This is a genomic window from Streptomyces sp. RLB3-17 (genome assembly GCF_007113425.2).
In the GTDB taxonomy this organism is placed as follows: Bacteria; Actinomycetota; Actinomycetes; order Streptomycetales; family Streptomycetaceae; genus Streptomyces; species Streptomyces mirabilis_D.
This window is the reverse complement of sequence record NZ_CP041610.2, coordinates 10,480,662-10,503,031: the sequence shown is the minus strand read 5'-3', so window position 1 is coordinate 10,503,031 and position 22,370 is coordinate 10,480,662. Positions and strand designations below refer to the sequence as shown.

General features: G+C 71.5%; 15 protein-coding genes and 1 pseudogene. 7 read left to right on the top strand and 9 right to left on the bottom strand.

Going from position 1 to position 22,370, the window contains the following annotated elements:
- Window positions 1-118: 118 nt before the first annotated feature.
- Entirely contained in the window at window positions 119-2,278 is a 2,160-nt protein-coding gene (locus FNV62_RS47290; protein WP_143629652.1) for a SpoIIE family protein phosphatase, read from the top strand.
- A 149-nt stretch (window positions 2,279-2,427) separates the two neighbouring features.
- Here the strand turns inward: FNV62_RS47290 and FNV62_RS47285 are convergent, their stop codons facing one another.
- Window positions 2,428-3,837 (bottom strand): S1 family peptidase, encoded by a 1,410-nt coding sequence (locus FNV62_RS47285; protein ID WP_179858408.1) that lies wholly within the window; start codon window positions 3,835-3,837, stop codon window positions 2,428-2,430.
- Window positions 3,838-4,506: 669 nt separating this feature from the next.
- Here FNV62_RS47285 and FNV62_RS47280 point away from each other — a divergent pair.
- The 4 genes from FNV62_RS47280 (at window position 4,507) to FNV62_RS47265 (ending at window position 10,670) form a co-directional block, all read left to right on the top strand.
- A complete protein-coding gene (locus tag FNV62_RS47280) occupies window positions 4,507-4,722 on the top strand; it encodes a hypothetical protein (RefSeq protein ID WP_054236564.1) in 216 nt (71 codons plus the stop codon).
- A 92-nt stretch (window positions 4,723-4,814) separates the two neighbouring features.
- Window positions 4,815-5,624, top strand: coding sequence for an HlyD family efflux transporter periplasmic adaptor subunit (locus FNV62_RS47275; RefSeq protein ID WP_144316228.1), 810 nt, complete (start codon window positions 4,815-4,817; stop codon window positions 5,622-5,624).
- Window positions 5,621-7,843, top strand: a complete 2,223-nt coding sequence (locus FNV62_RS47270; RefSeq protein ID WP_054236566.1) for an NHLP family bacteriocin export ABC transporter peptidase/permease/ATPase subunit — start codon at window positions 5,621-5,623, stop codon at window positions 7,841-7,843. Before FNV62_RS47275 ends, FNV62_RS47270 begins: the two co-directional genes overlap by 4 nt.
- Window position 7,844: 1 nt before the next feature.
- Window positions 7,845-10,670, top strand: coding sequence for an NHLP bacteriocin export ABC transporter permease/ATPase subunit (locus FNV62_RS47265; RefSeq protein WP_097287904.1), 2,826 nt, complete (start codon window positions 7,845-7,847; stop codon window positions 10,668-10,670).
- Window positions 10,671-10,763: 93 nt separating this feature from the next.
- Here the strand turns inward: FNV62_RS47265 and FNV62_RS47260 are convergent, their stop codons facing one another.
- Both FNV62_RS47260 and FNV62_RS47255 read right to left on the bottom strand, forming a co-directional pair.
- Window positions 10,764-11,300, bottom strand: a complete 537-nt coding sequence (locus FNV62_RS47260; RefSeq protein ID WP_143604254.1) for an SRPBCC family protein — start codon at window positions 11,298-11,300, stop codon at window positions 10,764-10,766.
- Window positions 11,301-11,305: 5 nt separating this feature from the next.
- The gene (locus FNV62_RS47255; RefSeq protein ID WP_143629648.1) at window positions 11,306-11,659 is read right to left on the bottom strand and encodes an ArsR/SmtB family transcription factor; all 354 of its coding nucleotides are present in this window, start codon (window positions 11,657-11,659) and stop codon (window positions 11,306-11,308) included.
- A 210-nt stretch (window positions 11,660-11,869) separates the two neighbouring features.
- Here FNV62_RS47255 and FNV62_RS47250 point away from each other — a divergent pair, with 210 nt between their 5' ends.
- The gene (locus FNV62_RS47250; RefSeq protein ID WP_060900900.1) at window positions 11,870-13,369 is read left to right on the top strand and encodes an MFS transporter; all 1,500 of its coding nucleotides are present in this window, start codon (window positions 11,870-11,872) and stop codon (window positions 13,367-13,369) included.
- Between the two features lie 33 nt (window positions 13,370-13,402).
- Here FNV62_RS47250 and FNV62_RS47245 read toward each other — a convergent pair whose 3' ends face one another.
- Window positions 13,403-14,998, bottom strand: coding sequence for a bifunctional phosphatase PAP2/diacylglycerol kinase family protein (locus FNV62_RS47245; protein ID WP_144316227.1), 1,596 nt, complete (start codon window positions 14,996-14,998; stop codon window positions 13,403-13,405).
- 143 nt (window positions 14,999-15,141) lie between these two features.
- Between FNV62_RS47245 and FNV62_RS47240 the strand changes: the two are divergent.
- Window positions 15,142-15,438 (top strand): annotated as a pseudogene (locus FNV62_RS47240) (STAS domain-containing protein); the annotation flags it as partial.
- Window positions 15,439-15,457: 19 nt separating this feature from the next.
- On the opposite strand, the gene FNV62_RS47235 reads toward FNV62_RS47240, so the two are convergent.
- From FNV62_RS47235 to FNV62_RS47215, 5 genes are read right to left on the bottom strand one after another with little or no spacing between them, the layout of a single operon-like run.
- Window positions 15,458-17,428, bottom strand: coding sequence for a DUF2264 domain-containing protein (locus tag FNV62_RS47235; protein ID WP_225900642.1), 1,971 nt, complete (start codon window positions 17,426-17,428; stop codon window positions 15,458-15,460).
- Window positions 17,425-18,618 carry a LacI family DNA-binding transcriptional regulator gene (locus tag FNV62_RS47230; protein ID WP_143604248.1) on the bottom strand — a complete coding sequence of 398 codons (1,194 nt, stop codon included), beginning with the start codon at window positions 18,616-18,618 and terminating at the stop codon, window positions 17,425-17,427. Before FNV62_RS47230 ends, FNV62_RS47235 begins: the two co-directional genes overlap by 4 nt.
- A 58-nt stretch (window positions 18,619-18,676) precedes the next feature.
- Window positions 18,677-20,326, bottom strand: a complete 1,650-nt coding sequence (locus tag FNV62_RS47225; protein WP_143629646.1) for an extracellular solute-binding protein — start codon at window positions 20,324-20,326, stop codon at window positions 18,677-18,679.
- A 29-nt stretch (window positions 20,327-20,355) separates the two neighbouring features.
- Window positions 20,356-21,243 carry a carbohydrate ABC transporter permease gene (locus FNV62_RS47220; RefSeq protein WP_097287897.1) on the bottom strand — a complete coding sequence of 296 codons (888 nt, stop codon included), beginning with the start codon at window positions 21,241-21,243 and terminating at the stop codon, window positions 20,356-20,358.
- The gene (locus tag FNV62_RS47215; protein WP_143605784.1) at window positions 21,240-22,094 is read right to left on the bottom strand and encodes an ABC transporter permease; all 855 of its coding nucleotides are present in this window, start codon (window positions 22,092-22,094) and stop codon (window positions 21,240-21,242) included. The genes FNV62_RS47220 and FNV62_RS47215 overlap by 4 nt, the downstream gene beginning before the upstream one ends.
- Between the last annotated feature and the right edge of the window lie 276 nt (window positions 22,095-22,370).

Sequence of the window (22,370 nt, the reverse complement as noted above, 5' to 3'; positions counted from 1 at the left end):
GGGCCTGCGGCGGAGCCCGCAAGCGGCACCCTGTGCCGCGCGTGGCGTTCGCCGTGCGGGAAGGGCCGTCACGAGGGAGCCTTGATCCCTGAGTCCCGTCGCGCGGCCCTGCGAGGAGGTGGTCGGCGTGTCCGACTGGCAGGGGTCCGTACAGGCGCCGGCGGGTCGGCGGACGCCGGTCGGGCGGCCGCTGCTGTCGCTGACGCTGGCCTCGATGATGGAGGAGGTCCACGCCCACTCCGGGGCGGTGTACCTGCTGACGCCGGGTGAGGCCGTGCTGGAGATGGCGGTCATGGCGGGCATGCCCAGGTCGTTCGCGGCGCCGTGGGAGCGGGTGGGGCTCAACGCGCCGATCCCGGTCGCGGTGGCGGTGCGCGAGCGGCGGCTGGTCTGGGTCGGTGGCGAGGAGGAGATGGCCCGCCGCTTCCCCCGGATCGCCGTGGTCCTGCCGTACCCCTTCGCGCTGGCCGCCCTCCCGGTGGCGACCGCGGGCACCGTGTACGGCGCCGTCTTCGTGACCTGGCCCGGCTCGCATCCCGTGGACCTCTCCGACCGGGAGCGTGACCATCTCACCGCGTCCTGCGCCCGGCTCGCGCTGCGTCTGGAGCGGGCGGCGGCGGAGCGGCGGCCGGTCCATCCCGAGCCGGATCTGCTGGCTCCGTCCGCGGCTCCGGCCACCGGCGTGCTCGGCACGCTGGAGGCGGCGCGGATGGTGGCGCGGTTGCCGTACGGGCTGTGTGCCCTGGACCTGAACGGCCGGGTCAGTTTCGCCAACGCCGCGACGGCGGACATGCTCGGCGTCCCGGTCAGCGAGCTGCTGGGCACCCAGCTGTGGGCGTCGGTGCCCTGGCTCAACGACCCCGTCTACGAGGACCGTTACCGGGCCGCGCTGATCAGCCAGCACGTGACGTCGTTCGTGGCGCTGCGGCCGCCCGGCAACTGGCTGTCGTTCCGGCTCTATCCGAATACGACCGGCCTGAGCGTGCGCATCTCCCGGGCCCGGGCGGTGGCCGAGATGGGGCGCGTCGAGTCGCGGCACGGCGAGGACGACACCACCCCGCGCCTGGTGACCATCAGCCAGGTGCTGAGTCTGGCGGGCGCGCTCACCCAGGCGGCGGGGGTCGAGGACGTGGTGCAGCTGGTGGCGGACGAGATCGCGCCGGCCGTCGGCAGCAAGGCCCTGGTCGTCCTCGGCTCGCGATCCGGCCGCCTGCACGTGCTCGGCCACCGGGGTTACGCGGACGCGCACATCGTGGAGCGCTGGCACGGGGTGCCACTGAGCGCGCAGACTCCGGGCACCCAGGCCCTCAAGACCGGGGTGCCGGCGTTCTTCGACTCCCGTCAGCAGCTGGAGCGCCTCTACCCGGACCGGAGCGCGACGCCCGACGGGATGGCGGCGTGGGCGTATCTGCCGCTGATCGCGTCCGGACGGCCGGTGGGCACCTGCGTCCTCGGGTACGCGGAACCGCACACCTTCCCGGCGGAGGAGCGTGCCGTACTGACCAGCCTCTGCGGTCTGATCGCGCAGGCCCTGGAGCGGGCCCTGCTCTACGACGCCAAGCTGCAGCTGGCGCATGGTCTGCAAGCCGCGCTGTTGCCGCACTCGTTGCCCACGCTGCCCTCGATCGAGGCGGCCGCGCGCTATCTCCCGGCCACTCAGGGGATGGAGATCGGCGGGGACTTCTACGACCTGGTGCCCTCGCACGGTCTGGCCGCCGCGGTCATCGGTGACGTGCAGGGGCACAACGTGACGGCGGCGGGCCTGATGGGGCAGATCCGCACGGCCGTACGGGCGTACACGACCGTCGGCCAGCCGCCGGAGGAGGTCATGCGCAGCACCAACCGGCTGCTGATCGACCTGGGGGCCGAGCTGTTCGCGAGCTGTCTCTATCTGCGTCTCGACCCGGCGCGCGAGGTGGCCGTCATGTCGCGCGCGGGTCATCCGCCGCCGCTGCTGCTGCGGCCGGACGGACGGGTCCGGGTGCTCGACCTGGCCGGTGGGCCACTGCTGGGGATCGACGCGGCCGCCACGTATCCGACGACCGAGGTCCCGCTCGTCCCCGGTTCGGTCCTCGCCCTGTACACCGACGGTCTGATCGAGTCGCCCGGCGTGGACATCGAGGACGCCCTGGCCGACCTCGGTCGCAAACTCGCCGAGGGCGGTGACCTGTCGCTGAACGCGCTGGCCGACCGTCTCGTCGAGCAGACCGGGGCGGTGACGCAGGAGCGGCTCGACGACGTGGCGCTGCTTCTGTTGCGGGTGCGTCCGCACGACTGAGCGGTACCGGAAACCCTCGGCGTCCGGCCCTCTCGTGAGCGGCGGGGGAAACACGGTGGGGTCCGGCCCTCCCGCCGGAGGGCCGGACCCTTCCACTGCCGACCGGGCCGTGTTGGCACGGCCGGGTCAGTGGCTCGTGGTCACCGGTGTCACGGGGTGCTGGTCACCAGGCCGGAGCCGGCGTTCATACCGGTGCTGGACTGGCCGCTGCCGGTCCCGGACTGGCCGCCCGCGGCCGGGTCGGTGGCTGCCGGGTCGGTGGCCGCGGGGTCGGTCGCCGCCGGGTCCGTGGCTGCCGGGTCGGTGGCCGCGGGGTCGGTCGCCGCCGGATCGGTCGCTGCCGGGTCGGTGGCCGCGGGGTCGGTGGCCGCCGGGTCGGTCGCCGCGGCGCTCGCGCCGCCGGCACCCGCGGCGCCACCCGCGCCGAGCGTCGCGCCGGTCGCCTGGAGGGCGGCGGTCACGGGCTGGAAGAAGGTCTCGCCACCGGCGGTGCAGTCGCCGCTGCCGCCGGAGGTCAGTCCGACCGCGCTGCCGTCCGCGGTGAACAGGGAGCCGCCGCTGTCGCCCGCCTCGGCGCAGACGTTGGTCTGTATGAGACCGGTGACGGTGTCGACACCGCCGGGAACGGTTTCGCTCTGGAAGTTGACGGTGGCGTCGAGACCGGTGACCGAGCCGTCGTGCAGACCGGTGGTGCTGCCCATCCGGAGGACCTGCTGACCGACCGTGGCGTCCGCCGCCTGGGTGATCTGGACGGTCTTCCCGTTGCCTTCGTTCACCTCGCTCACCGTCTGGGTGGCGGGGTCGTCGTACTTCACGAGCGAGAAGTCGCCGGCGCCGGGGAAGGTGGCCTGGTCGACGGTCGCGATCGGCTGGCCGTTCTGCGAGTCCGACCACTGCTTGGCCGCGACACCGCAGTGCCCGGCGGTGAGGAAGGCGGGGGCGCCGTCGCTCGCTGTGACGTTGAAGCCGAGGGAGCAGCGGACGCCGCCGCCGTTCGCCTGGGCGAAGATGGCGTCACCGCCCGACACGAACGTCTTGAACGTACCGGCGGACTTCTTGACCGTGGCCACGCCAGAGCCGAGCGAGTCGACGGTCGACGTCAGCTTGGCCCACTTCGCACCCGTGACGGTGCTGTCGGCGGTGACCTGGACCTGGTTCGTCTTGGGGTCGATCGACCAGGCGGTGCCGGGGATGGTCGCGTCGGACTTCAGTGTCTTGGCAGCCGTCTTGAGCGCGGACAGGCTGTTGTTGACGCTGCGGGGAACGGCGCCGGCCTTCTCGACGGTGTTGACGACATTGCTGTTGTTGCCGACGACATTGACGATGACCTGCTGCTTCGAGGCGTCCCAGTACGCGCCGCCGAAGGCGTCACCGAGCTGGGAGGCGAGGAGCGAGGCCAGGTTCGAGGCGTCCGCGGACTTCAGCGTCTTAGGAGCGGCGCCCTTCGCGTCGGTCTGCGAGGCGTTGGCGTGGGGCAGCAGCAGAGCCGCCGCTCCGAGCGCCGCGACGCCTCCGACAGCGATGGCGGCCTTGCGCTTGGGAATCCTTTTGTGACTCAACTCTTTGACCTCCTGGGGACGGGGTCGAGGCCACCGTCCGGCGGCTGACTAGGGGGCGCCTGGATGCCTGTTGATACGCGTGGGCCGCGAGGGCTGTTCAACTGTGTTTAAAAAAGAGCTGAGTTGGCTCGACCAAACCCATGAAATACCAGGCAATCGGGCCATTACACCGAGTGAGCGGCGGATCCGGCACGTTGCGCTACCGATCGGTGACGGTCCGTCTTCCGGCAGGAACGGAATCCTGGCTTCAGGGAATCTGCACATCGAATACGCAGGCGCGTCACGGTGGACAGCAGATCTGCACACTCGCGCGCCCCCCTCCGCGCCATTGCGGTGGGACTGTCCCTTTCGAGTGCGGGGCGACAAGCGCGGGGACGGAACAATGCCGTGCAGCATGTGAAGAACTGACTGCCGAGACGTGCGCACACCTGCACGGTTGGGCCCTGGCCACGCTCAAGTCCGCAGGTGAGAGCCCCGGTTGATTGGATGCGCGCACCTCGAGCGTGCTTTGATCCGTTGCACCGCGGAGGTCGCAGCCAGGCATCCGGGAACGGGCGCCGCACAGCGCCCGGAATCGGGTGCCGCACCCCCGCGGTGGCGGCCGTCATCTGTCCCCAGAGGGGGGCCGCTCTCCCCCTTATGAATATCCATACGAAGGGAAGTTCCCTCATGAACTCCACCCCCCAGGTTGCCACCGCCGAGATCTCGGACGCCGACCTCGACAACGTCTCCGGCGGTCTGTCGCTGAACGCCGTCGGCACCGTCACCGGCCTGGTCGACGGTGTTGCCCCGGTCTCCGGCCTGGTCAACACGGTTGTCGGCACCGTCGAGGGTGTCACCGGCCTCAACACCGCCCCGGTCACGGGCCTGGTCGCCGGTCTCTGATCGCGTTTCAGTGCCGTTGAGTCCCGGAACCACTCCCCGGTTCCGGGACTTCTCGGATGCCGTAAACCTCTCGAACAGGTGAGGGAAGTCCCGTGCAGTTCCGCCAACAGGCCCTCGCCAAGCTGCAGTCGCCCGAAGAGCTCGACCTTCCGGTGCGCTTCGCCCGCCCCCAGGGCTGGCTCGCCCTGTCCGTGACGGTGGTCGTCATGGCGGCGGCGTCCGTCTGGGCCGTGACGGGCACGGTGGCGTCCACCGTGAGCGCGCCCGCCGTCCTCACCCACGGCGAGGGCAGCTACATCCTGCAGAGCCCCGTCGCGGGGCAGGTCACCGAGGTCGTCGCCCAGGAGGGCGAACGGCTCGCCGCGAACGCGCCGGTGCTCAAGGTCCGTACGACCCAGGGCGGTACGACCGTCGTCCGCACGGTCGCCGCGGGACGCGTCACCGCGCTCGCCGCCACCATCGGCGCGATCATCTCGACCGGCGCGAACGTCGCCGCCGTGGAGAAGGTCGCCCACGCCGACGATCCGCTCTACGCGACGGTGTACGTGCCCGCCGAGAGCGCCGCCACCATCCCCGCGAACGCCGCGGTCGACCTCACCGTGCAGTCGGTGCCGACCCAGCAGTACGGGGTACTGCGCGGCCATGTGAAGGCGGTCGGCCGGAGCGTGCAGACCCCCCAGCAGATCTCCTCCTTCCTCGGTGACAGCCAACTCGGCGAACAGCTCTCCAAGAAGGGCAGGCCGGTGGCCGTCCTGGTCCGCCTCGACCGCTCCGCCGCGACGAAGAGCGGCCTGAAGTGGTCCTCGGCCGACGGGCCGCCGTTCGCGCTCACCTCCATGACCCTGGCCACGGGTTCGATCCGCCTGGCCGATCAGCGCCCCGTCGATTGGCTCCTGCCGTGACCACCGCACCAGACACCCGGAGCAGACGCCGCACCGCCCCGCCCAAGCGCACAGTCCCCAAGGCGAAGGGGAAGACGGTCCGCACCCCCACCGTCCTCCAGATGGAGGCCGTGGAGTGCGGCGCCGCCTCCCTGGCCATGGTGCTCGGCCACTACGGCCGCCACCTCCCCCTCGAAGAGCTGCGCATCGCCTGCGGTGTCTCCCGGGACGGCTCGCGCGCCAGCAACCTCCTCAAGGCGGCGCGCAGTTACGGCCTCACGGCCAAGGGCATGCAGATGGACACGGCCGCGCTCGCCGAGGTGAAGGCGCCCGCGATCCTGTTCTGGGAGTTCAACCACTACGTCGTCTACGACGGCATGGGCCGCCGCTTCGGACGGCGCGGCGTGCACATCAACGACCCCGGCAAGGGCCGCCGTTTCGTGCCGATGGAGGACTTCGACACCAGCTTCACGGGTGTGGTTCTGGTCATGGAGCCGGGGCCGGACTTCCACAAGGGCGGCCGCAAGCCGGGCGTCCTGGGCGCCATGCCGGCCCGGCTGCGCGGCACCTCGGGCACGATGCCCGCGGCCGTGCTGGCGAGCCTGCTGCTGGTCGCGGTCGGCGCGGCGGTCCCCGCGCTGAGCCGGACGTACATCGACACGTATCTCATCGGCGGCCGGACCTCGTTGCTGGGCGTGCTGTTCGCGTCGATGGGCGCCTGTGTGGCGCTGACCGTCGTGCTGACCTGGCTCCAGCAGGCGAACCTGCTGCACGGCCGGATCATCTCCTCCACCCTCTCCAGCGCCCGCTTCCTGCGCCATCTGCTGCGGCTGCCCGTCACCTTCTTCTCCCAGCGCAGCCCGGCCGACCTGGTGCAGCGGCTCCAGTCGAACGACGCGGTGGCCGAGACCCTGGCCCGGGACCTCGCGGCGGCCGGCGTGGACGCGATCGTGGTCGTCCTGTACGCGGTGCTCCTCTACACCTACGACCCACAGCTCACGGCCGTGGGCATCGGCGTCGCGCTGCTCAACGTGATCGCGATGCGCGTGGTGATCCGGCTGCGCGCCACCCGTACGGCGAAGCTGCGCGCCGACAACGCGCGCCTCACCAACACCGCCTACACCGGGCTCCAGTTGATCGAGACGATGAAGGCGACCGGCGGGGAGGACGGCTACTTCCGCAAGTGGGCCGGGCAGCACGCGACCACTCTGGAGGAGCAGCAGCGCCTCGGGGTGCCGAGCGCCTGGCTGGGCGTGGTCGCACCGACGCTCGCGACGCTCAACTCCGCGCTGATCCTGTGGATCGGCGGTCTGCGGGCGGTCGAGGGGCACATCTCCGTCGGTCTGCTCGTCGCCTTCCAGGCCCTGGTCACCCGCTTCACCGCGCCCCTCACCCGGCTCAACGGCGTCGCGGGCCGCATCCAGGACTTCGCCGCCGACGTGGCCCGGCTCAAGGACGTCGAGAACTTCCAGACCGACCCGCTCTACGCCCGCTCCGGCAGCGGCGAGTCCACCCGCCGGCTCCAGGGTCATGTCGAGCTGGAGAACATCACGTTCGGCTACAGCCCGCTCGACAAACCCCTGCTCACCGGCTTCTCCCTGACGGTCGGCCCGGGCCAGCAGGTGGCCCTGGTCGGCGGCTCGGGCAGCGGCAAGTCCACGGTCTCCAGGCTCATATCGGGCCTGTACGCCCCGTGGGAGGGCACGATCCGCATCGACGGGCAGCGGCTGGAGGACATCCCGCGCGGCGCGCTCGCCGCCTCCGTCTCCTTCGTCGACCAGGACGTGTTCCTCTTCGAGGGGACGGTCCGCGACAACGTGGCCCTGTGGGATCCGTCCATCCCCGACGAGGCCGTAGTCGCGGCGTTGGAGGACGCGGCGCTGTACGAGGTCGTCACGCGCCGCCCCGGTGGCATCCACAGCCGGGTCGAGCAGGACGGCCGCAACTTCTCCGGTGGCCAGCGCCAACGCCTGGAGATCGCACGGGCGTTGGTGCGCCGGCCCAGCATCCTGGTGCTCGACGAGGTGACCAGCGCGCTGGACGCCGAGACCGAGCAGACGGTCATCGACAACCTGCGCAAGCGCGGCTGCGCCTGTGTGGTGATCGCGCACCGGCTCAGCACCGTGCGCGACAGCGACGAGATCGTCGTGCTGCAGCACGGCACGATCGTGGAACGCGGGCGGCACGAAGCCCTGGTGGCGGCCGGCGGTCCGTACGCCGAGCTGGTCAAGGAGCGATGAGATGACCACGGTTCACGAGGGCGCACGCGAGGGAGACCTCGTCCTCGGCGCGCTCGGCGGCATGGGAACGCCGGTCGACTGCTCCGGCCTCGGCCGCCTCGATCTGGAAGGACCGCAGGTCCTCTGGCTGGTGGCGGCGGGTGCCATGGACCTGTTCGCGGTCGATGCCGTCCAGCAGGGCCACTGGCACCACCTCGGCCGCCTCGAAGCGGGCTCCCTGCTGCTCGGCCCCGTCGCGGGCCCACAACACACCCTCGTGGGGCGGCCGTTGCGGGACTGTGTGGTGCGCCGGATCGTGCTGCGCGAGCTGTACCAGCCGGTGGACACCCAGACCTGGTCCTACGACGACTACGGCAACCCCCAGTACGTACCGCCGACGTCGAGCCCGCTGGAGTACGCCCTCGCCCTCGGCGTCGGCCGCAGCCTGTCCATTCTGTTCCAGGCGCCGATGGCCACGGAGAACGCCGCCGCGCTGACCGACGACGACGTCTTCTGGATGCAGGTGCCGCCCGGGAGTGTCCAGTACGGCTCCCTGTACGGCGCCGAGGCGGCGGCCGATCTGCTGATGGACTCCGGTGTCTGGCAGGGCATGGTCGACCAGCAGTACCGGCTGCTGTCCACGCTCGACCGCTGGATCGAGCAGTTGGAGGCCAGCCACGAGGACCGTACGGCGGCGGGCATCAAGGCGGGCGAGGCCGTCCGCGCCCAGGCCGACCGGACCCTGCTGGCGTCGATCGGCAAGTCGTCCAAGCGCCCGACGGCGGCCGACGCGGACGCCACGTACGCCGCCTGCAAGCTGGTCGCCCGCGCGTCCGGGATCACCCTCGCCGAGTCCGCGCACAGCGGCACGGAGAGCGACCGGCTCGACCCGGTGGAGCGGATCGCGCTCGCCTCGCGCGTCCGCACCCGTGCCGTACGCCTCGACGGGCGCTGGTGGCGCGACAACATCGGCCCGCTGGTGGGCCACCGCGCCGTGTCGGGCTCCCCGGTCGCGCTGCTGTGGCGGCGCGGCGGATACGTGGCCGTACAGCCGTCTTCGGGGCGAGAGACCCCGGTCGAGAAGGCCAACGCGCCGGAGTTCGGGGCGCGGGCCGTGATGTTCTACCGGCCGCTGCCCGAGCGGAAGCTGAGCCCGCTGCGGCTGCTGCGCTTCTGCCTCCAGGGCACGGGCGGCGACCTGCGCAACCTCGCGATCAGCGGTCTCGTCACCGTCGCGATCGGCGCGCTGGTGCCGATCGCCACCGGCCAGGTGCTCGGCGAGTACGTGCCCAAGGCCCAGCACGGACTGATCGTGCAGGTCTGTCTGGCCATCATGGTCACCAGCATCGTGTCGGCGGCGTTCATGCTGCTCCAGAACCTCACGATGCTGCGGATGGAGGGGCGGATCGAGGCGACGCTCCAACCGGCCGTGTGGGACCGGCTGCTCCGGCTGCCCACGAAGTTCTTCACGTCCCGCTCGACCGGTGAGCTGGCCAGCGCCGCCATGGGCATCAGCGCGATCCGCCGCCTCCTCGCGGGCGTCGGACCGACGCTCGCGCAGGCGGGCACGGTCGGCGCGATGAACCTGGGGCTGCTCCTTTGGTACAGCGTGCCCCTGGCGCTCGCCGCGATCGGCATGCTCGTCGTCATCGCGGCCGCGTTCCTCGGGCTCGGACTGTGGCAGGTGCGCTGGCAGCGCCGCCTGGTCGTGCTCAGCAACAAGCTGAACAACCAGGCGTTCCAGACCCTGCGCGGTCTGCCCAAGCTGCGGGTCGCGGCGGCCGAGAACTACGCGTACGCCGCCTGGGCGGGCGAGTTCGCGCGCAGCCGTGAGCTCCAGCAGAAGGTCGGCCGCATCAAGAACCTCACGACGGTGATGGGCGCGGTGTACCTGCCGCTGTGCTCGCTGCTGATGTTCATGCTGCTCGCGGGTCCGGCGCGCGGCTCGCTGTCGGCCGCCGACTTCCTGACCTTCAGCACGTCGATGACGATGCTGCTGACCTCGGTCACCCAGGTGACCGGCGCGTTCGTGTCGGCGGCGGCCGCGCTGCCGATGTTCGAGGAGATCAAGCCGGTGCTCGACGCCACGCCGGAGGTGCGGGTGGCGAGCACCCGCCCCGGGGTGCTGTCCGGTGCGATCGAGGCCCGGCGGCTGTCCTTCCGGTACGCCGACGACGGCCCGCTGGTCCTGGACGACGTGTCGTTCGACATCAAGCCGGGCGAGTTCGTGGCGATCGTCGGCCCCAGCGGCTGCGGGAAGTCCACGCTGCTGCGGCTGCTGATCGGCTTCGACAAGCCGGTCTCGGGCAGTGTGCTCTACGACGGGCAGGACCTGGGAGCGCTCGACCAGTCCGCCGTACGCCGTCAGTGCGGTGTGGTGCTCCAGCACGCCCAGCCGTTCACCGGCTCGATCCTGGACTGCATCTGCGGCACCGAGCCGTACACGCCCGAGGAGGCGATGGCGGCGGCCGAGATGGCCGGTCTGGCCGAGGACATCAAGCGGATGCCGATGGGGTTGCACACCATCGTCTCCGGTAGCGGCGCGATCTCGGGCGGCCAGCGGCAGCGCCTGATGATCGCGCAGGCGCTGATCCGCCGGCCCCGCATCCTCTTCTTCGACGAGGCGACCAGCGCGCTCGACAACGAGACCCAGCGCACGGTCATCGAGAGCACCCGGGCGCTCAACGCCACCCGGATCGTGATCGCGCACCGGCTGTCCACGGTGTTGGACGCGGACCGTGTCATCGTGATGGAGGACGGCCGGGTCGCCCAGCAGGGCCCGCCCGCGCATCTGCTCGCGGACACGGGCGGGCGGCTGCACGAGCTGGTGCGACGGCAGCTGGCCTGAGTCGGCGCCGTCGGTCCCTCCCGGCACCGGGGCGCCGTCAGTCCGTGCCCGGTACCGGAACGCCGTCAGTCCGTGCCCGGTACCGGAACGCCGTCAGTCCATGCCCGGCACCGGGGCACCGGACGGGACCCCGGCCTCGACGTAACGGGCGTAGATCTCCTTCCAGGGCGCGGTGGCCCCGGCGTGCGGGCCCTCGAAACGCTCGCCGCGGGCCTTCGCGTCCAGGGCGGCGAGACACACCTCCCAGCCGGCGCCGTTGCGGGCGGCGGTGTTCTCGGCCGCGAGGACGTGGGTGAGGGTGAAGTGGGTGCGCTTCTCGTCCAGGGCGTCGAGGTCGAAGCGGAGCTCGTCGCCGCCCCAGTCGAAGGAGAGGTGCCGGGGCGGGTCGACGGCGAGGACCCGGCCCGTGGACTCGGGCATGTTCGGGTCGCCGCTGAACGTGATCGTGCCGCCGGGGCGCAGCTCGATCTCGGCCCGGGACGGGAACCACTCGACCAGTTCGTCCGGGTCGGTCACGAACCGCCAGACGCGGTCGACGGGGTGGTCGTAGGTGCGGCTGAAGCGGACGGCGGGGCGGCCGTCGTCGAGGGTGAGGTAGGTGCCGGTGAGCGCGGTGGGTTCGGCGGACATGTGGCTCAGTCCTTAGGAGTGGGGTCTTCCGGGGGGTCCGACGGCTCCCCCGCCGCCCTGTCCAGGCGGCGGCCGAGGGCGTCAAGGCTCTCGTTCCACAGCTTCCGGTACGGGGTCAGCCAGGCGTCGAGTGCGGCGATCGGGGCCGGGTCGAGGGCGTAGACACGGCGTTGCGCGTCCTGTCGTACGCGCACCAGGCCCGCGTCCCGGAGCACCCGCAGATGCTTCGACGTGCTCGGCTGGCTCAGACCGCACGCCTCCACGATCTCTCCGACCGGCCGCGGGCGCTCAAGGAGCAGCGCGACGATCGCACGACGGTGGGGGTCGGCGAGAGCGGTCCAGAGGGTGGAGTCGGACATGGGCCCCAATATGCCTCGACGGTTATATTCCCGTCAAGGCATACACGTCGGGAACCGGCCGACTCCGGCCACCACTGTGACGGCCGCCTCACCCGGCACCCCCAGCGAAACGTTGCCGTTTCGCTGGGGGTGTTCTAGTCTCGAGGTGTACGAAACAGTTTCGTTTATGTTCCTGTCATCCCTGAGCGACTTCCCTGGAGTGGTTCTCCCATGTCCCAGACCCTGACCGAAGGTGCCCGCAAGGGCACCGTGGACGGCTCGTCCACTCCCTCGTCGAAGCGGTGGTGGATCCTCTCGATCATCGGCATCGCCCAGCTGATGGTGGTCCTCGACGCCACCATCGTGAACATCGCCCTCCCCTCCGCCCAGGCCGACCTCGGCTTCTCCGACGGCAACCGGCAGTGGATCGTCACGGCGTACTCGCTGGCCTTCGCCTCCCTGTTGCTGCTCGGCGGACGCATCGCCGACCTCTTCGGACGCAAGCCCGCCTTCCTCATCGGTATCGCCGGATTCGCCGGAGCCTCGGTGCTCGGCGGCGCCTCCACCAGCTTCGGGATGCTGGTCACCGCGCGCGCCCTGCAGGGTGTCTTCGGCGCGCTGCTCGCGCCCGCCGCGCTCTCGCTGCTGAACACGACGTTCACCGACGCCAAGGAACGCGCCAAGGCGTTCAGTGTCTACGGGGCGATCGCCGGTGCCGGTGGCGCGGTGGGCCTCCTGCTCGGCGGTGTGCTGACCGACGCGCTCGACTGGCGCTGGACTCTGTTCGTCAACCTCGTCTTCGCGGTCGTCGCCTTCGCCGGTGGCTGGGTTCTGCTGAGCAATCACCGTGACGCGGCGAACTCCAAGCTCGACCTGCCGGGCACGCTGCTGGTCTCCTCCGGTCTCTTCGCCCTGGTCTACGGCTTCTCCAACGCCGAGACGCACGACTGGAGTTCACCCCTGACCTGGGGCTTCCTCATCGCCGGTGGTGTCCTGCTGAGCGCGTTCGCCTGGTGGCAGACGCGCGCCGAGCACCCGCTGCTGCCGATGCGCGTACTGCTCGACCGCAACCGTGCCGCGTCCTTCGTCACCGTTCTGATCACCGGTGCGGGCATGTTCGGCGTCTTCCTCTTCCTCACCTACTACCTGCAGCTGAACCTGGGCTTCAGCCCCACCAAGACGGGTGTGGCGTTCCTGCCGATGATGGCGGCCCTGATGGTCATGGCCCAGGTCTCCACCACCGTCCTGGTGCCGCGAATCGGACCGAAGGTCGTGATCCCGGCGGGCTTCGCGATCGCGGTGGGCGGCATGGCCTGGCTGACCGGCATCGGAGTCGCCTCCGACTTCTCGACCGCCGTGCTGCCGCCGCTGCTTCTGATCGGCGCGGGCCTCGGCATCGTGATGCCGCCCGCCATGTCGCTGGCCACCAGCGGGATCGCGGCGGAGGACGCGGGTGTCGCCTCCGCGACGGTCAACACCATGCAGCAGGTGGGCGGTTCGATCGGTACGGCGCTGCTGAACACGCTGGCCGCGAGCGCCGCGACGAGCTACCTCGCCGGCAAGGACGCGACCAGCAAGCTGGTGCAGGCGCAGGCGACGATCGAGAGCTACACCACCGCCTTCTGGTGGTCGGCCGGCTTCTTCGCCGCGGGCGCGGTGATCGCCTTCCTGCTCTACCGCCGCGGAACCCTGGACGCGGACCCGGACGCCGTACGGGCCGTCCACATGTAAGTCCCGTGTGATCACCCTGTAGGTCAGGTGTGATCACCCACAGGCCGAGGGGCCGCCGTCTGCAGGGAGACGGCGGCCCCTCTCATGTCTGCGGCGGCGGGCGGTCGCGGCCGCCGGCCGGGGACGCCGGGCGGGTTCGTTCCGCTGGACGGAGGGCCGGTACACGACGAGCGTCCGCCGCTCCTTCTCCAGCCTCAACCCGGTTGGCGCGGGCGCGACTTCACCGTCGTACGCGAGTGTGTCCGTACCGTCGAGGTCCGCCAGCTCGACCCACGGAACCACCTCCGCTCCATAGACCCGGGACCGGCCGAGCGTGCCGGCGAGCGCGGAGACGATCACCCGGGTGCGGGCGAGCCGGTGTTCGCCGTCGATCAGGCGCAGGTCGATCAGCCCGTCGTCCAGGCGGGGCCGGTAGGCGGGAGCGAAGCCCTGGGGTTCGTAGCGGCCGTTGCCCGCGAAGAGCAGCCACAGCCGGCGGCGGTGCCCATTGACGCTCAGTTCCACCGGCGTCGCGGTGCGCAGCACCCGGACGAGGGCGACGGCCGCCGCCGGCCACTTGCCCATGCGCTGCTCCAAGTGCTCCCGCATCCCGACGAGTTCGGGATACAGCCCGATGCTGAAGATGTTGAGGAACCGCACCTCGTGCCCCGCCCCCGACCGTGCCACGCCGAGGTCCACGGCCACCGCCTCGCCCCGCCCGACCGCGACGGCGGTGTCCTCGACATCCCGTACGCCGACGTCCTGGGCGAAGTGGTTGAGGGTGCCGCCGGGGAACACCGCGAGGGCGAGCCCCCGCCCGGCCGCCGCGCGGGCCGCCGCGTTGACGCTGCCGTCGCCCCCGCACACACCGAGCGCACCGCGCGCCGCCCCGGCCCGCTCGACCGCCCTGTCCACCGCCCGCTCCAGCAGCGCGGCGAAGTCGTCGTCCGGGCCGCGCTCGATCAGTTCGGCCCGCGGCAGCAGTCCGCGCAGCCGCTCGACGGGCGACAACGGTGTGCCGGGCGCGCCCGTCCCGGCCGGGGTGTTGACGAAGACGACGAGTCCTTCGCCGCCGGGCAGCGCGGTGGCGGGCGCCGAGGGCCGTTCGCGCGCCGGGACCGCGGGGCGCGGCGGCCACCAGCGGCAGGTGAGCGCGGCGGCTGCGACGCCGATCGCCATCCCGGCCAGCACGTCTCCGGGATAGTGCACCCCGACGTACACCCGCGAGAAGGCGACGGCGGCAGCGAAGGGGGCGACCAGGGCGCCGTATCCGGCCGACTCCAGGGCGACTCCGGTGGCGAACGCCGCGGCCGAGGCGGAGTGGCCGGAGGGGAAGGAGGTGGTGTGCGGCTGACGCTTCAGGTGCCGGATCGAGGGCACGTGCTCCAGCAGCGGACGGGGCCGCCGGGTGCTCCACTTCACGACGGTGTTGACGGTCAGCGAGGCGATCGCGAGCGAGCCCACGCCCCGCAGGGCCGCCCGGCGCGGCGCCCGGCCCCCGACGAGCGCGAGACCGGCCGCCGTGCCGAGCCACAGACGTCCGTGATCGGCCGAGCGGCTGAGCCGTCGCAGCGCCGGATCCGCGCCGGGCACCCGTGCCGCGGCCACCCGCGTGAACAGCCGTCGGTCCCACTCGCCGAGAACGCTCATGTCCCACGGCTACGGCACTCGGCCCGCCTCGGCATCCCCAGTCAATACACCATCCTCAATATTCACCCGTTCGAGTGAACGGGGTCGTGGCCGTGCCGACCTGAGGATGTTTCCGGCCAGGCCGGGGTATCTAGCGAGACCACATGACCCTCGCAGATTCCGGGCTTCCCTCGGCCAACCCCTACGCCCACAGTTATCCGCGCGGTCCGTTCACCGTGGTCGAGGTGACGGGAGAGATCGACATCGCGACGGCGGAGGCGCTGGCCGAGCATCTGTCGGCGGCGACGGCTCGGGCCGAGCCGGACGTGCTGGTCGATCTGCGCCGGGTGGCCTTCTTCGACTGCTCGGGCCTGCGCGTACTGTGCCGCGCCGAGACGCGGGCGCGGGAGCGCGGCGGACGGCTCCGCGTCGTCTCCGACGGGCCGCGCGTCCACCGCCTCCTGCGCGCCGCGCACCTGCTCAGCCGCTTTCCGCCGCTGGCCGACCTCCCGGAACCACCGGGATCGACGTACCCGCAGAACCGCCCGGCAGTTCCTCCTCCGTCCCGTCCGGAAAGCGGATCAGAACCCCGCCCCCGGCCGTGACCCGGGCGCTCGCACCGACGAGTTCGGGATCGCGGCCGAGGACCACCAGGGTGACGAGGAGATGGACCCCGCCGGGGTGAACGGGCAGCACGAGATGGGGAGTCGCCGAATGGACCCCATAGGCGTTGGCGTCCCTGGCACGCGCGACCAGGCCGTTTCCCGACGCGTCCCAGCCGAGCAGTCCGACGACCGCGCTCACCAGCCCGTCCGGGCGTCGCGCCCGCGCCCATCGCGGCCCCGTGCCCTGCCTCGGCGGCCCGGCGTCGTCGGCCAGCGCCCACCCCCCTTCCCGTACGACCGCGCCGCGCGGCCCCGCCACCCGGTGCACCCGGACCTCCCACGGACCGTGCACCACGCTGGTCGTCTCGATGCGGTGCTCGGCGCCCGCCAGACGTGCCGTGTGCCAGGAGGCGGCGCGGCGCCCGGCCGCGCCCAGCGGATGGATCCGGCCGCGCCGGGAGCGCGTGCCGTCCGTCGCGACCAGCGCGAGCTGGTTGTCGATCCCCGCGCCCTCGGCGCCGATCCCGGCCCCCTCGGTGTCGGGCGCGGCCGCGCTCGCGTACGCGAACCTCGTGTAGTGCGGACTGTGCTCGTCCGGTGCGGGCGGGGGCGGCAGACGGTCGCTGCCGTGGTTCACCAGGCGTACGACGCCGTCGGCGGCCGTCGAGTGCAGGAGCCAGCCCGGGACGGGCAGCGCCACGCACGAGTCGGCCGTGTCCACCGGTCCTGGCTCCTCGGGGGCCGTCCACACGGGGTGGTCGGCGGGGAGCAGCAGGCCGAGGAACGCCTTGCTCGCCCAGTACGGGGAGGCGGGTCCCGAGTAGCGCTGGGTGACCGGGAGAAAGGGGCGGTACCAGCCGAGCGACAGCAGCCCCCTGTCGTCGGGCACACCGCGTTCGGCGAAGTGCTTCAGGGCTCCGGAGGCGAGGCGCCGGGTCAGGCCCGGTGCCAGCGGGGTCGCGTCGGCGAGGACGCCCGCCCACAGGGGTGCGGTGGTCGCGAAGCGGTAGGTGAGGGAGCGGCCCTGGTGCACGGGGGCGCCGTCCGCGCCGGAGAAGTACTGATGGACGCCGAGGAATTCGCGTAGTCGGGCACGGTGCTCGGCGACCAGCTCCGGGTCGGCCCGCGATCCGGCGACGCGCGCCCACAGCACCGGATACAGGTGCAGGGCCCAGGCGTTGTAGTAGTCGAACTTGCGGCCGTCGCCGTCCGTGTACCAGCCCTCCCCCCGATACCAGTCCCCCAGCCGCGCGAGACCGGCGTCGATCTCGTCCCGGCTGTGCGGGGCGCCGACCGAGGCGAGGAACTCCTCCGTGATGACCTGGAAGAGCCGCCAGTTGGAGTCGTTGACCCTCGCTCCGATGAAGCCGCTCAGCCAGTCGACGACGCGGCCGCGTACGGAGTCGTCGAGGCGGTCCCAGATCCAGGGGCGCGTCTCGTGCAGGGCGATCGCGACGGAGGCGGCCTCGACCATGGGCTGGCCCCGGTCGGTGATCGGCGGCCACCGGTCCGGGCCGTGCGGGTCCGTCCCGGCGGTGAGCCCCGCCGCGTAACGCTCGATCAGCGCGGGACCCACCCGGCCGCCGGAGCCCGCGATACGGAAGGCGGCGAGCAGGAAGGAACGCGCGTAGCCCTCGAGGCCGTCGGACCAGGGGCCGGAGTGACTGGCCCGGCCGGGCAGCCGGTACTGGGCCGAGGTGGGTGAGGCGTGAGGGAGCAGTCCGTCCAGGAGGCGGTCGGCCGTCGCCTCCCAGTGGGCCCGGGTCCAGCCGGTGACATGTGAGGTGGTGGGGTCGGGGGGCGGCAGGTGCGTCGGGGCGGTGAGCGACACATGCGGGACGGTCATACGGGAGTGGATCCTCCGTCTTCTCTGCCGGGCGGGGGCGGCTGGACGCTGTCGCGCACGACGATGTGGGTGCCGAGCAAGTGGTGGGCGCCCGCCGCGTGTTCGGGGTCGCGCAGGGCGATGCGGACGGCGGCGCGGCCGAGTTCCTCGGCGGGGGTGCGGACGGTGGTGAGCGGGGGGTTGAAGTCCTCGGCGAGCGGGATGTCGTTGTAGCCGACCACCGAGATGTCCTGGGGCACGCGCAGCCCGGCGTCGGCGATGGCCCGCAGGGCTCCGGCGGCGACCATGTCGTCCCCGGCGAAGACCGCGGTGAAGCGCGCGGGGGCGGTGTCCGGGGTGGCGGTACCTGGGTTGGCGGCGTCGCGGGTGGCGGTGTCGCGGGTGGCGGTACCCGAGGTGGCGGTGTCGGGGGTGGCGGTGTCACCGGGGCCCGGGACCCCGCCCGCCTTGAGCAGTTCCGTCATCGCGCGGTGGCCCGCCGCCCGGCCCAGGCCGCAGTCGACGACGTGGGCGGTCTCGGGACCCAGGCCGTGTTCGGCGAGTGCGGCCCGGTATCCGGCGACGCGGGCGTCGAGGGCCGTGTTGCCGGGCAGGCCGCCGAGGAAGACGATCCGGCGGTGGCCGGCCGAGAGCAGATGGCCGGTGATCGCGCGTGCCCCGGCCTCGTTGTCGAACTCGACGACGAGCGCCGGGATGTCGGGATCCGGCGCGGGCCTCCCGCACAGGACGAGCCGCGCGCCGGCCGAGGCGAGGGCCTGGGCGTAGTGCGCGACGCGCTCGCGGTAGGCGTCGTCCTCGACGACCCCGCCGACCAGGATCACCAGCCGCGCCCCCTCCTCGCGCATCAGCTGGACGAACTCCAGCTCGCGCCCCGGGTCACCGCCCGTGGTGCCGACCAGGCAGAGCCAGCCGCGGGCGGCGGCCTCCGCCTCCACGCCCTCGGCGACCTGGGCGTAGAAGGGACTGGTGACCTGGCGCAGGACGACGGCGACCATCTTGCGGCCGCCGCCGACCAGGGCGCGGGCGTGCGCGTTGGCGACGTAGTCGAGGTCGCGGGCGGCGCGCAGCACCCGGGCCCTGGTGGACGCGGGCACCGGGTGGTTGCCGCTGAGCACGCGCGAGACCGTGGCCATGGACACTCCGGCCCGCTCGGCCACCTCGCGGATCGTGACCCGCCCCTTCGACGTCATGTCGTTCCCCATCCCCATGCCCATCCCCCGCGCCTCTCCCTCGACCGCCTCCGCCGCCTCAGGTGTTGGCGGCGTAGTCCTTCGCGAACTCCTCGGCCATTCTGTCGCCGCCCCGGTCGCGCCATTTCCTCGCGGCCGCGTCGAGCTCGGACAGCGGCAGGCGGCCCGCGATGACGCCGGTGACCGTGTCGTCCATCAGCGCCCTGAGCGTGGTGCCCTGGGCGGTGTACGTGCTGGACTGCAACCCGAAGGACGCGTTGCGGATCGCCACCGGGACCACCTTCACCTGCCAGGCGTGCAGGGCGCGTACGGCCTCGGGCATGCCCGGCACGAACAGCACCTGGGGCCCCTCGGCGAGGTACTTCAGCGGCAGGTTGGTGTTGTTCTCGACGTCGCCGAGCTTGGTGGCCTCGGGCGAGCCGTCCTTGCCGCGGGTGAAGTGGGTGCCCTCGACGCCGTAGTGGACGAGCTCCCACTCCTTGCTGCCGAAGGGCGCGGCAAGGTAGTTCAGGACGCGCAGGAGAAGCTCGATACGTTCCTTCTTCGCCTTCTTCAGGACCGTGTAGCCGAAGGAGCGGCGGCCGGCGACGATCCCGCCGGGTGTCCCGTCCACGCTGTACGGCAGCGCGGCGGCCGGGGTCAACAGCCCCTTGGAGTCCAGGTACTTGGGGAGGTACCCGCCGAATCCGTCCTGCATGGAGCCGACCGTGCCGTTGAGGAAGAGCGTGCTCAGGTCCGGCTGGGAGAGGGAGGTGGCGTCGGGGTGGTAGGAGCCGTTCTTGCGGAGCTGCGCCTGGTAGGCGACCGCCGCTTTGTAGCGTTCGTCGCCGTAGTTCGCGTGGAAGGTGCCGTCCTTGTCCACGGCCCAGCCCTGTGGCGCGTTGTGTGCGGCGGAGTGCACCGCGTTGCCGAACAGCGAGCCGGTCGCGGCCCCGAGCGCGTACTTCTTTCCGCTGGTGCCCTTCTTGGCGACGGCGGCGAAGTCCTGGGAGGTCCAGCCCTCCTTCATCCCCGCGTCGGTGAAGAAGGCCTGGTTGAGCCAGAGGGTGGAGCCCGGCAGCGGGCGCTCCAGGGGGATGCCGTAGATCCGGCCGCCGACGCGGCCCATGTCGCGCCGGGCGTGGGTGGGGATGTTGGCGAGGTTGGGATAGGCCGCGATGGCCTCGCCGGAGAGGTACGGGGTGAGGTCCTCGGCCCTGCGCTGCACGAACTGGGCCTCTCGGGGCAGCACGAATCCGGAGAAGATGTTGATGATGTCGGGCAGTTCGCCCGGGTCACCGGCCATCACCGTGGCCATCTTCTTCTGGTAGTCGGTCTGCGAGATGATCGTGTATTCGATCTTCACGCCGAGCGCTTTCTCGACCGCCGCCCAGAACTGGTTCGCGGAGGCGGGCTTGGGCGGCGTGCCGAAGGTCACGGACATGACCTTGACGGTGGAGCCGTCACCGGGCGTGCCCGAGACGGCCGTGACCAGGTCGCCGGGGTAGGCGGTGTATCCGGCCTGGACCCCGGCGTCGGTGGGCGCGAGGTCGGGCTTCGGGCCGGCGAACGCCTTGTACGCGGGCCAAGGGGCCAGCTTCTTGCCCGCGTTGGAGACGTCGCCGTCACCCGAGCCGGTCGAGCAGGCGGCCAGTGCGCCGGGGGCGGCGAGCGCGGCGCCGCCGACGGCCATCGAGCGCAGCAGGGTGCGCCGGGACAGGGAGGGCATGGGAAACCGACCTTTCCTGGTGGACGGAGTCAGCTCTTGACGGCGCCGGTGAGCACGCCCTTGGTGAAGTACTTCTGGAGGAAGGGATAGACGAGCAGGATCGGTACGGTGGCGATCACCAGGACCGCCATCTGCACGGTCTGCGGCGCGTTGACCGTGCCCTCGCCGACCGTCGTGTCGGTGAGCCCGGAACCGGCCACCACGTAGGTGCGCAGCACCTGTTGGAGCGGCCAGTGGTCGCTCTCCAGATACAGGGAGGCGTAGAACCAGGAGTTCCAGTACGCCACCGCGTAGAACAGTCCGACGACGGCGAGGGCCGCCTTCGACAGGGGCAGTACGACCGACCACAGCACCCGCCAGTCCCCCGCCCCGTCCAGCCGCGCGGCCTCGTACAGCTCCTCCGGGATCCCCTGGAAGAAGCCGCGCAGGACGACGAGGTTGAACACGTTCACGAGCACGGGAAGGATCAGCGAGCTGTACGAGTCGAGCATGCCCAGCTCCTTGACCAGCAGGAAGCCGGGGATCATGCCCGGGGGGAAGAGGAAGGTGAACAGGATCAGGAGCAGGACCGGTTTGCCGCCGAAGACGCCGGGGCGCGACAGCGCGTAGGCGAGGGTGACGGTGCAGACGAGGCTGAGCAGGGTGCCGACGAGGGTGACGCCCGCGCTGACGCCGAGGGCATGGGTGACGATGCCGCCGTCGAGGATGTCGCGGTAGGCCTTGAGGGTGGGGTGCTGGGGCCAGAGCACCCAGCCGCCGTTCGCGACGACCTCCCGCTGGGAGGCGAGCGAGGTGGAGAGGATGACGAGGAACGGCACGCACACCAGCAGGACGACGGCGACGAGGGCGACGGCCTTGGCGGCCTGGGTCGCGGGCCTCGGCTTCTCCATCCAGCCGGGCCGGGCATGGGTGCTCACCGGTAGACCCCCTGTTCGCCGAGGCGGTGGGCGACCTTGTTGGCCGCGTAGACGAGCAGGGCGCCGACGACACCCTTGAACAGGCCCGCGGCGGCGGCGAATCCGTAGTCGCCGCCGACGATGCCCTGGTAGTAGACGAAGGTGTCGATGATCTCGGCGGCCTGCGGGCCGACGGCATCCCGCTGGAGCAGCATCTGTTCGAAGCCGACCGAGAGGATGTCGCCGAGCCGCATGATGAGCAGCAGCACGATCACCGCGCGGATGGCGGGCAGGGTGACGTGCCAGAAGCGGCGCCAGGGGCCCGCGCCGTCGATGGCCGCGGCCTCGTACTGCTGCTCGTCGACCTGGGAGAGCGCGGCGAGGAAGATGATCGAGCCCCAGCCGGCGTCCTTCCAGATGACCTGGGCGACGACGAGCGGTTTGAAGGCGTCGGGGTTGCCGATGATGTCGACGGTGTGCAGTCCGGCGTCGCCGAGATAGCTGTTCACCATGCCCGTGTCGCCCAGAACCTGTTGGAACAGGGCGACGACGATCACCCATGAGATGAAGTGCGGCAGGTAGGCCACCGACTGCACGAAGCGGCGGATGCTGCTGCGGGTGAGGCTGTGCAGCAGCAGGGCGAGGGCGAGCGGGACGGGGAAGTAGAAGACGATCTGCAGGACCGCGATCCAGAGGGTGTTGAGGACCGCGTCCCAGAACTCGCCGTCCTCGAACATCCGCCGGAAGTTGTCCAGACCCACCCAACGACTGCCCCAGATGCCGTCGAACGGGACGTAGTCCTTGAACGCGATGACGTTGCCGAGCAGGGCGCCGTAGTGGAAGACCAGGAAGTAGGCGAGCCCGGGGAGCATCAGCAGGAACAGCGCCCTACTGCCGCGTTTCTGAAAGCGTTTCAAGCCGCGACGGGCCTCGATCGGAGGGCGGTGTGAAGGGTCCACCGCCTCTGTACCTGCGTGGTCCCGCAACACTGCGGCCACGGAGCCTCCTCACCTGGGACTGTCGGGTGAGGGGAAATTAAAACGTTTCCAATGCGGGGTCAACACTTCTGACACAACTACGAGTTGAGCTGACCGAGCCGGTGTTGAGGACACCGCGCCGGGGCAGACAGATGTCGGGGGCCGGCCGGC

What these genes read in the sequence shown, in the direction of transcription:
- FNV62_RS47280 (WP_054236564.1), top strand. Translation starts at nt 4,507, where the DNA reads ATGAACTCCACCCCCCAGGTTGCCACCGCCGAGATCTCGGACGCCGAC.
- FNV62_RS47265 (WP_097287904.1), top strand. Translation starts at nt 7,845, where the DNA reads ATGACCACGGTTCACGAGGGCGCACGCGAGGGAGACCTCGTCCTCGGC.
- FNV62_RS47260 (WP_143604254.1), bottom strand. Translation starts at nt 11,300, where the DNA reads ATGTCCGCCGAACCCACCGCGCTCACCGGCACCTACCTCACCCTCGAC.
- FNV62_RS47255 (WP_143629648.1), bottom strand. Translation starts at nt 11,659, where the DNA reads ATGTCCGACTCCACCCTCTGGACCGCTCTCGCCGACCCCCACCGTCGT.
- FNV62_RS47250 (WP_060900900.1), top strand. Translation starts at nt 11,870, where the DNA reads ATGTCCCAGACCCTGACCGAAGGTGCCCGCAAGGGCACCGTGGACGGC.
- FNV62_RS47245 (WP_144316227.1), bottom strand. Translation starts at nt 14,998, where the DNA reads ATGAGCGTTCTCGGCGAGTGGGACCGACGGCTGTTCACGCGGGTGGCC.
- FNV62_RS47235 (WP_225900642.1), bottom strand. Translation starts at nt 17,428, where the DNA reads ATGACCGTCCCGCATGTGTCGCTCACCGCCCCGACGCACCTGCCGCCC.
- FNV62_RS47230 (WP_143604248.1), bottom strand. Translation starts at nt 18,618, where the DNA reads ATGACGTCGAAGGGGCGGGTCACGATCCGCGAGGTGGCCGAGCGGGCC.
- FNV62_RS47225 (WP_143629646.1), bottom strand. Translation starts at nt 20,326, where the DNA reads ATGCCCTCCCTGTCCCGGCGCACCCTGCTGCGCTCGATGGCCGTCGGC.
- FNV62_RS47215 (WP_143605784.1), bottom strand. Translation starts at nt 22,094, where the DNA reads ATGCTCCCCGGGCTCGCCTACTTCCTGGTCTTCCACTACGGCGCCCTG.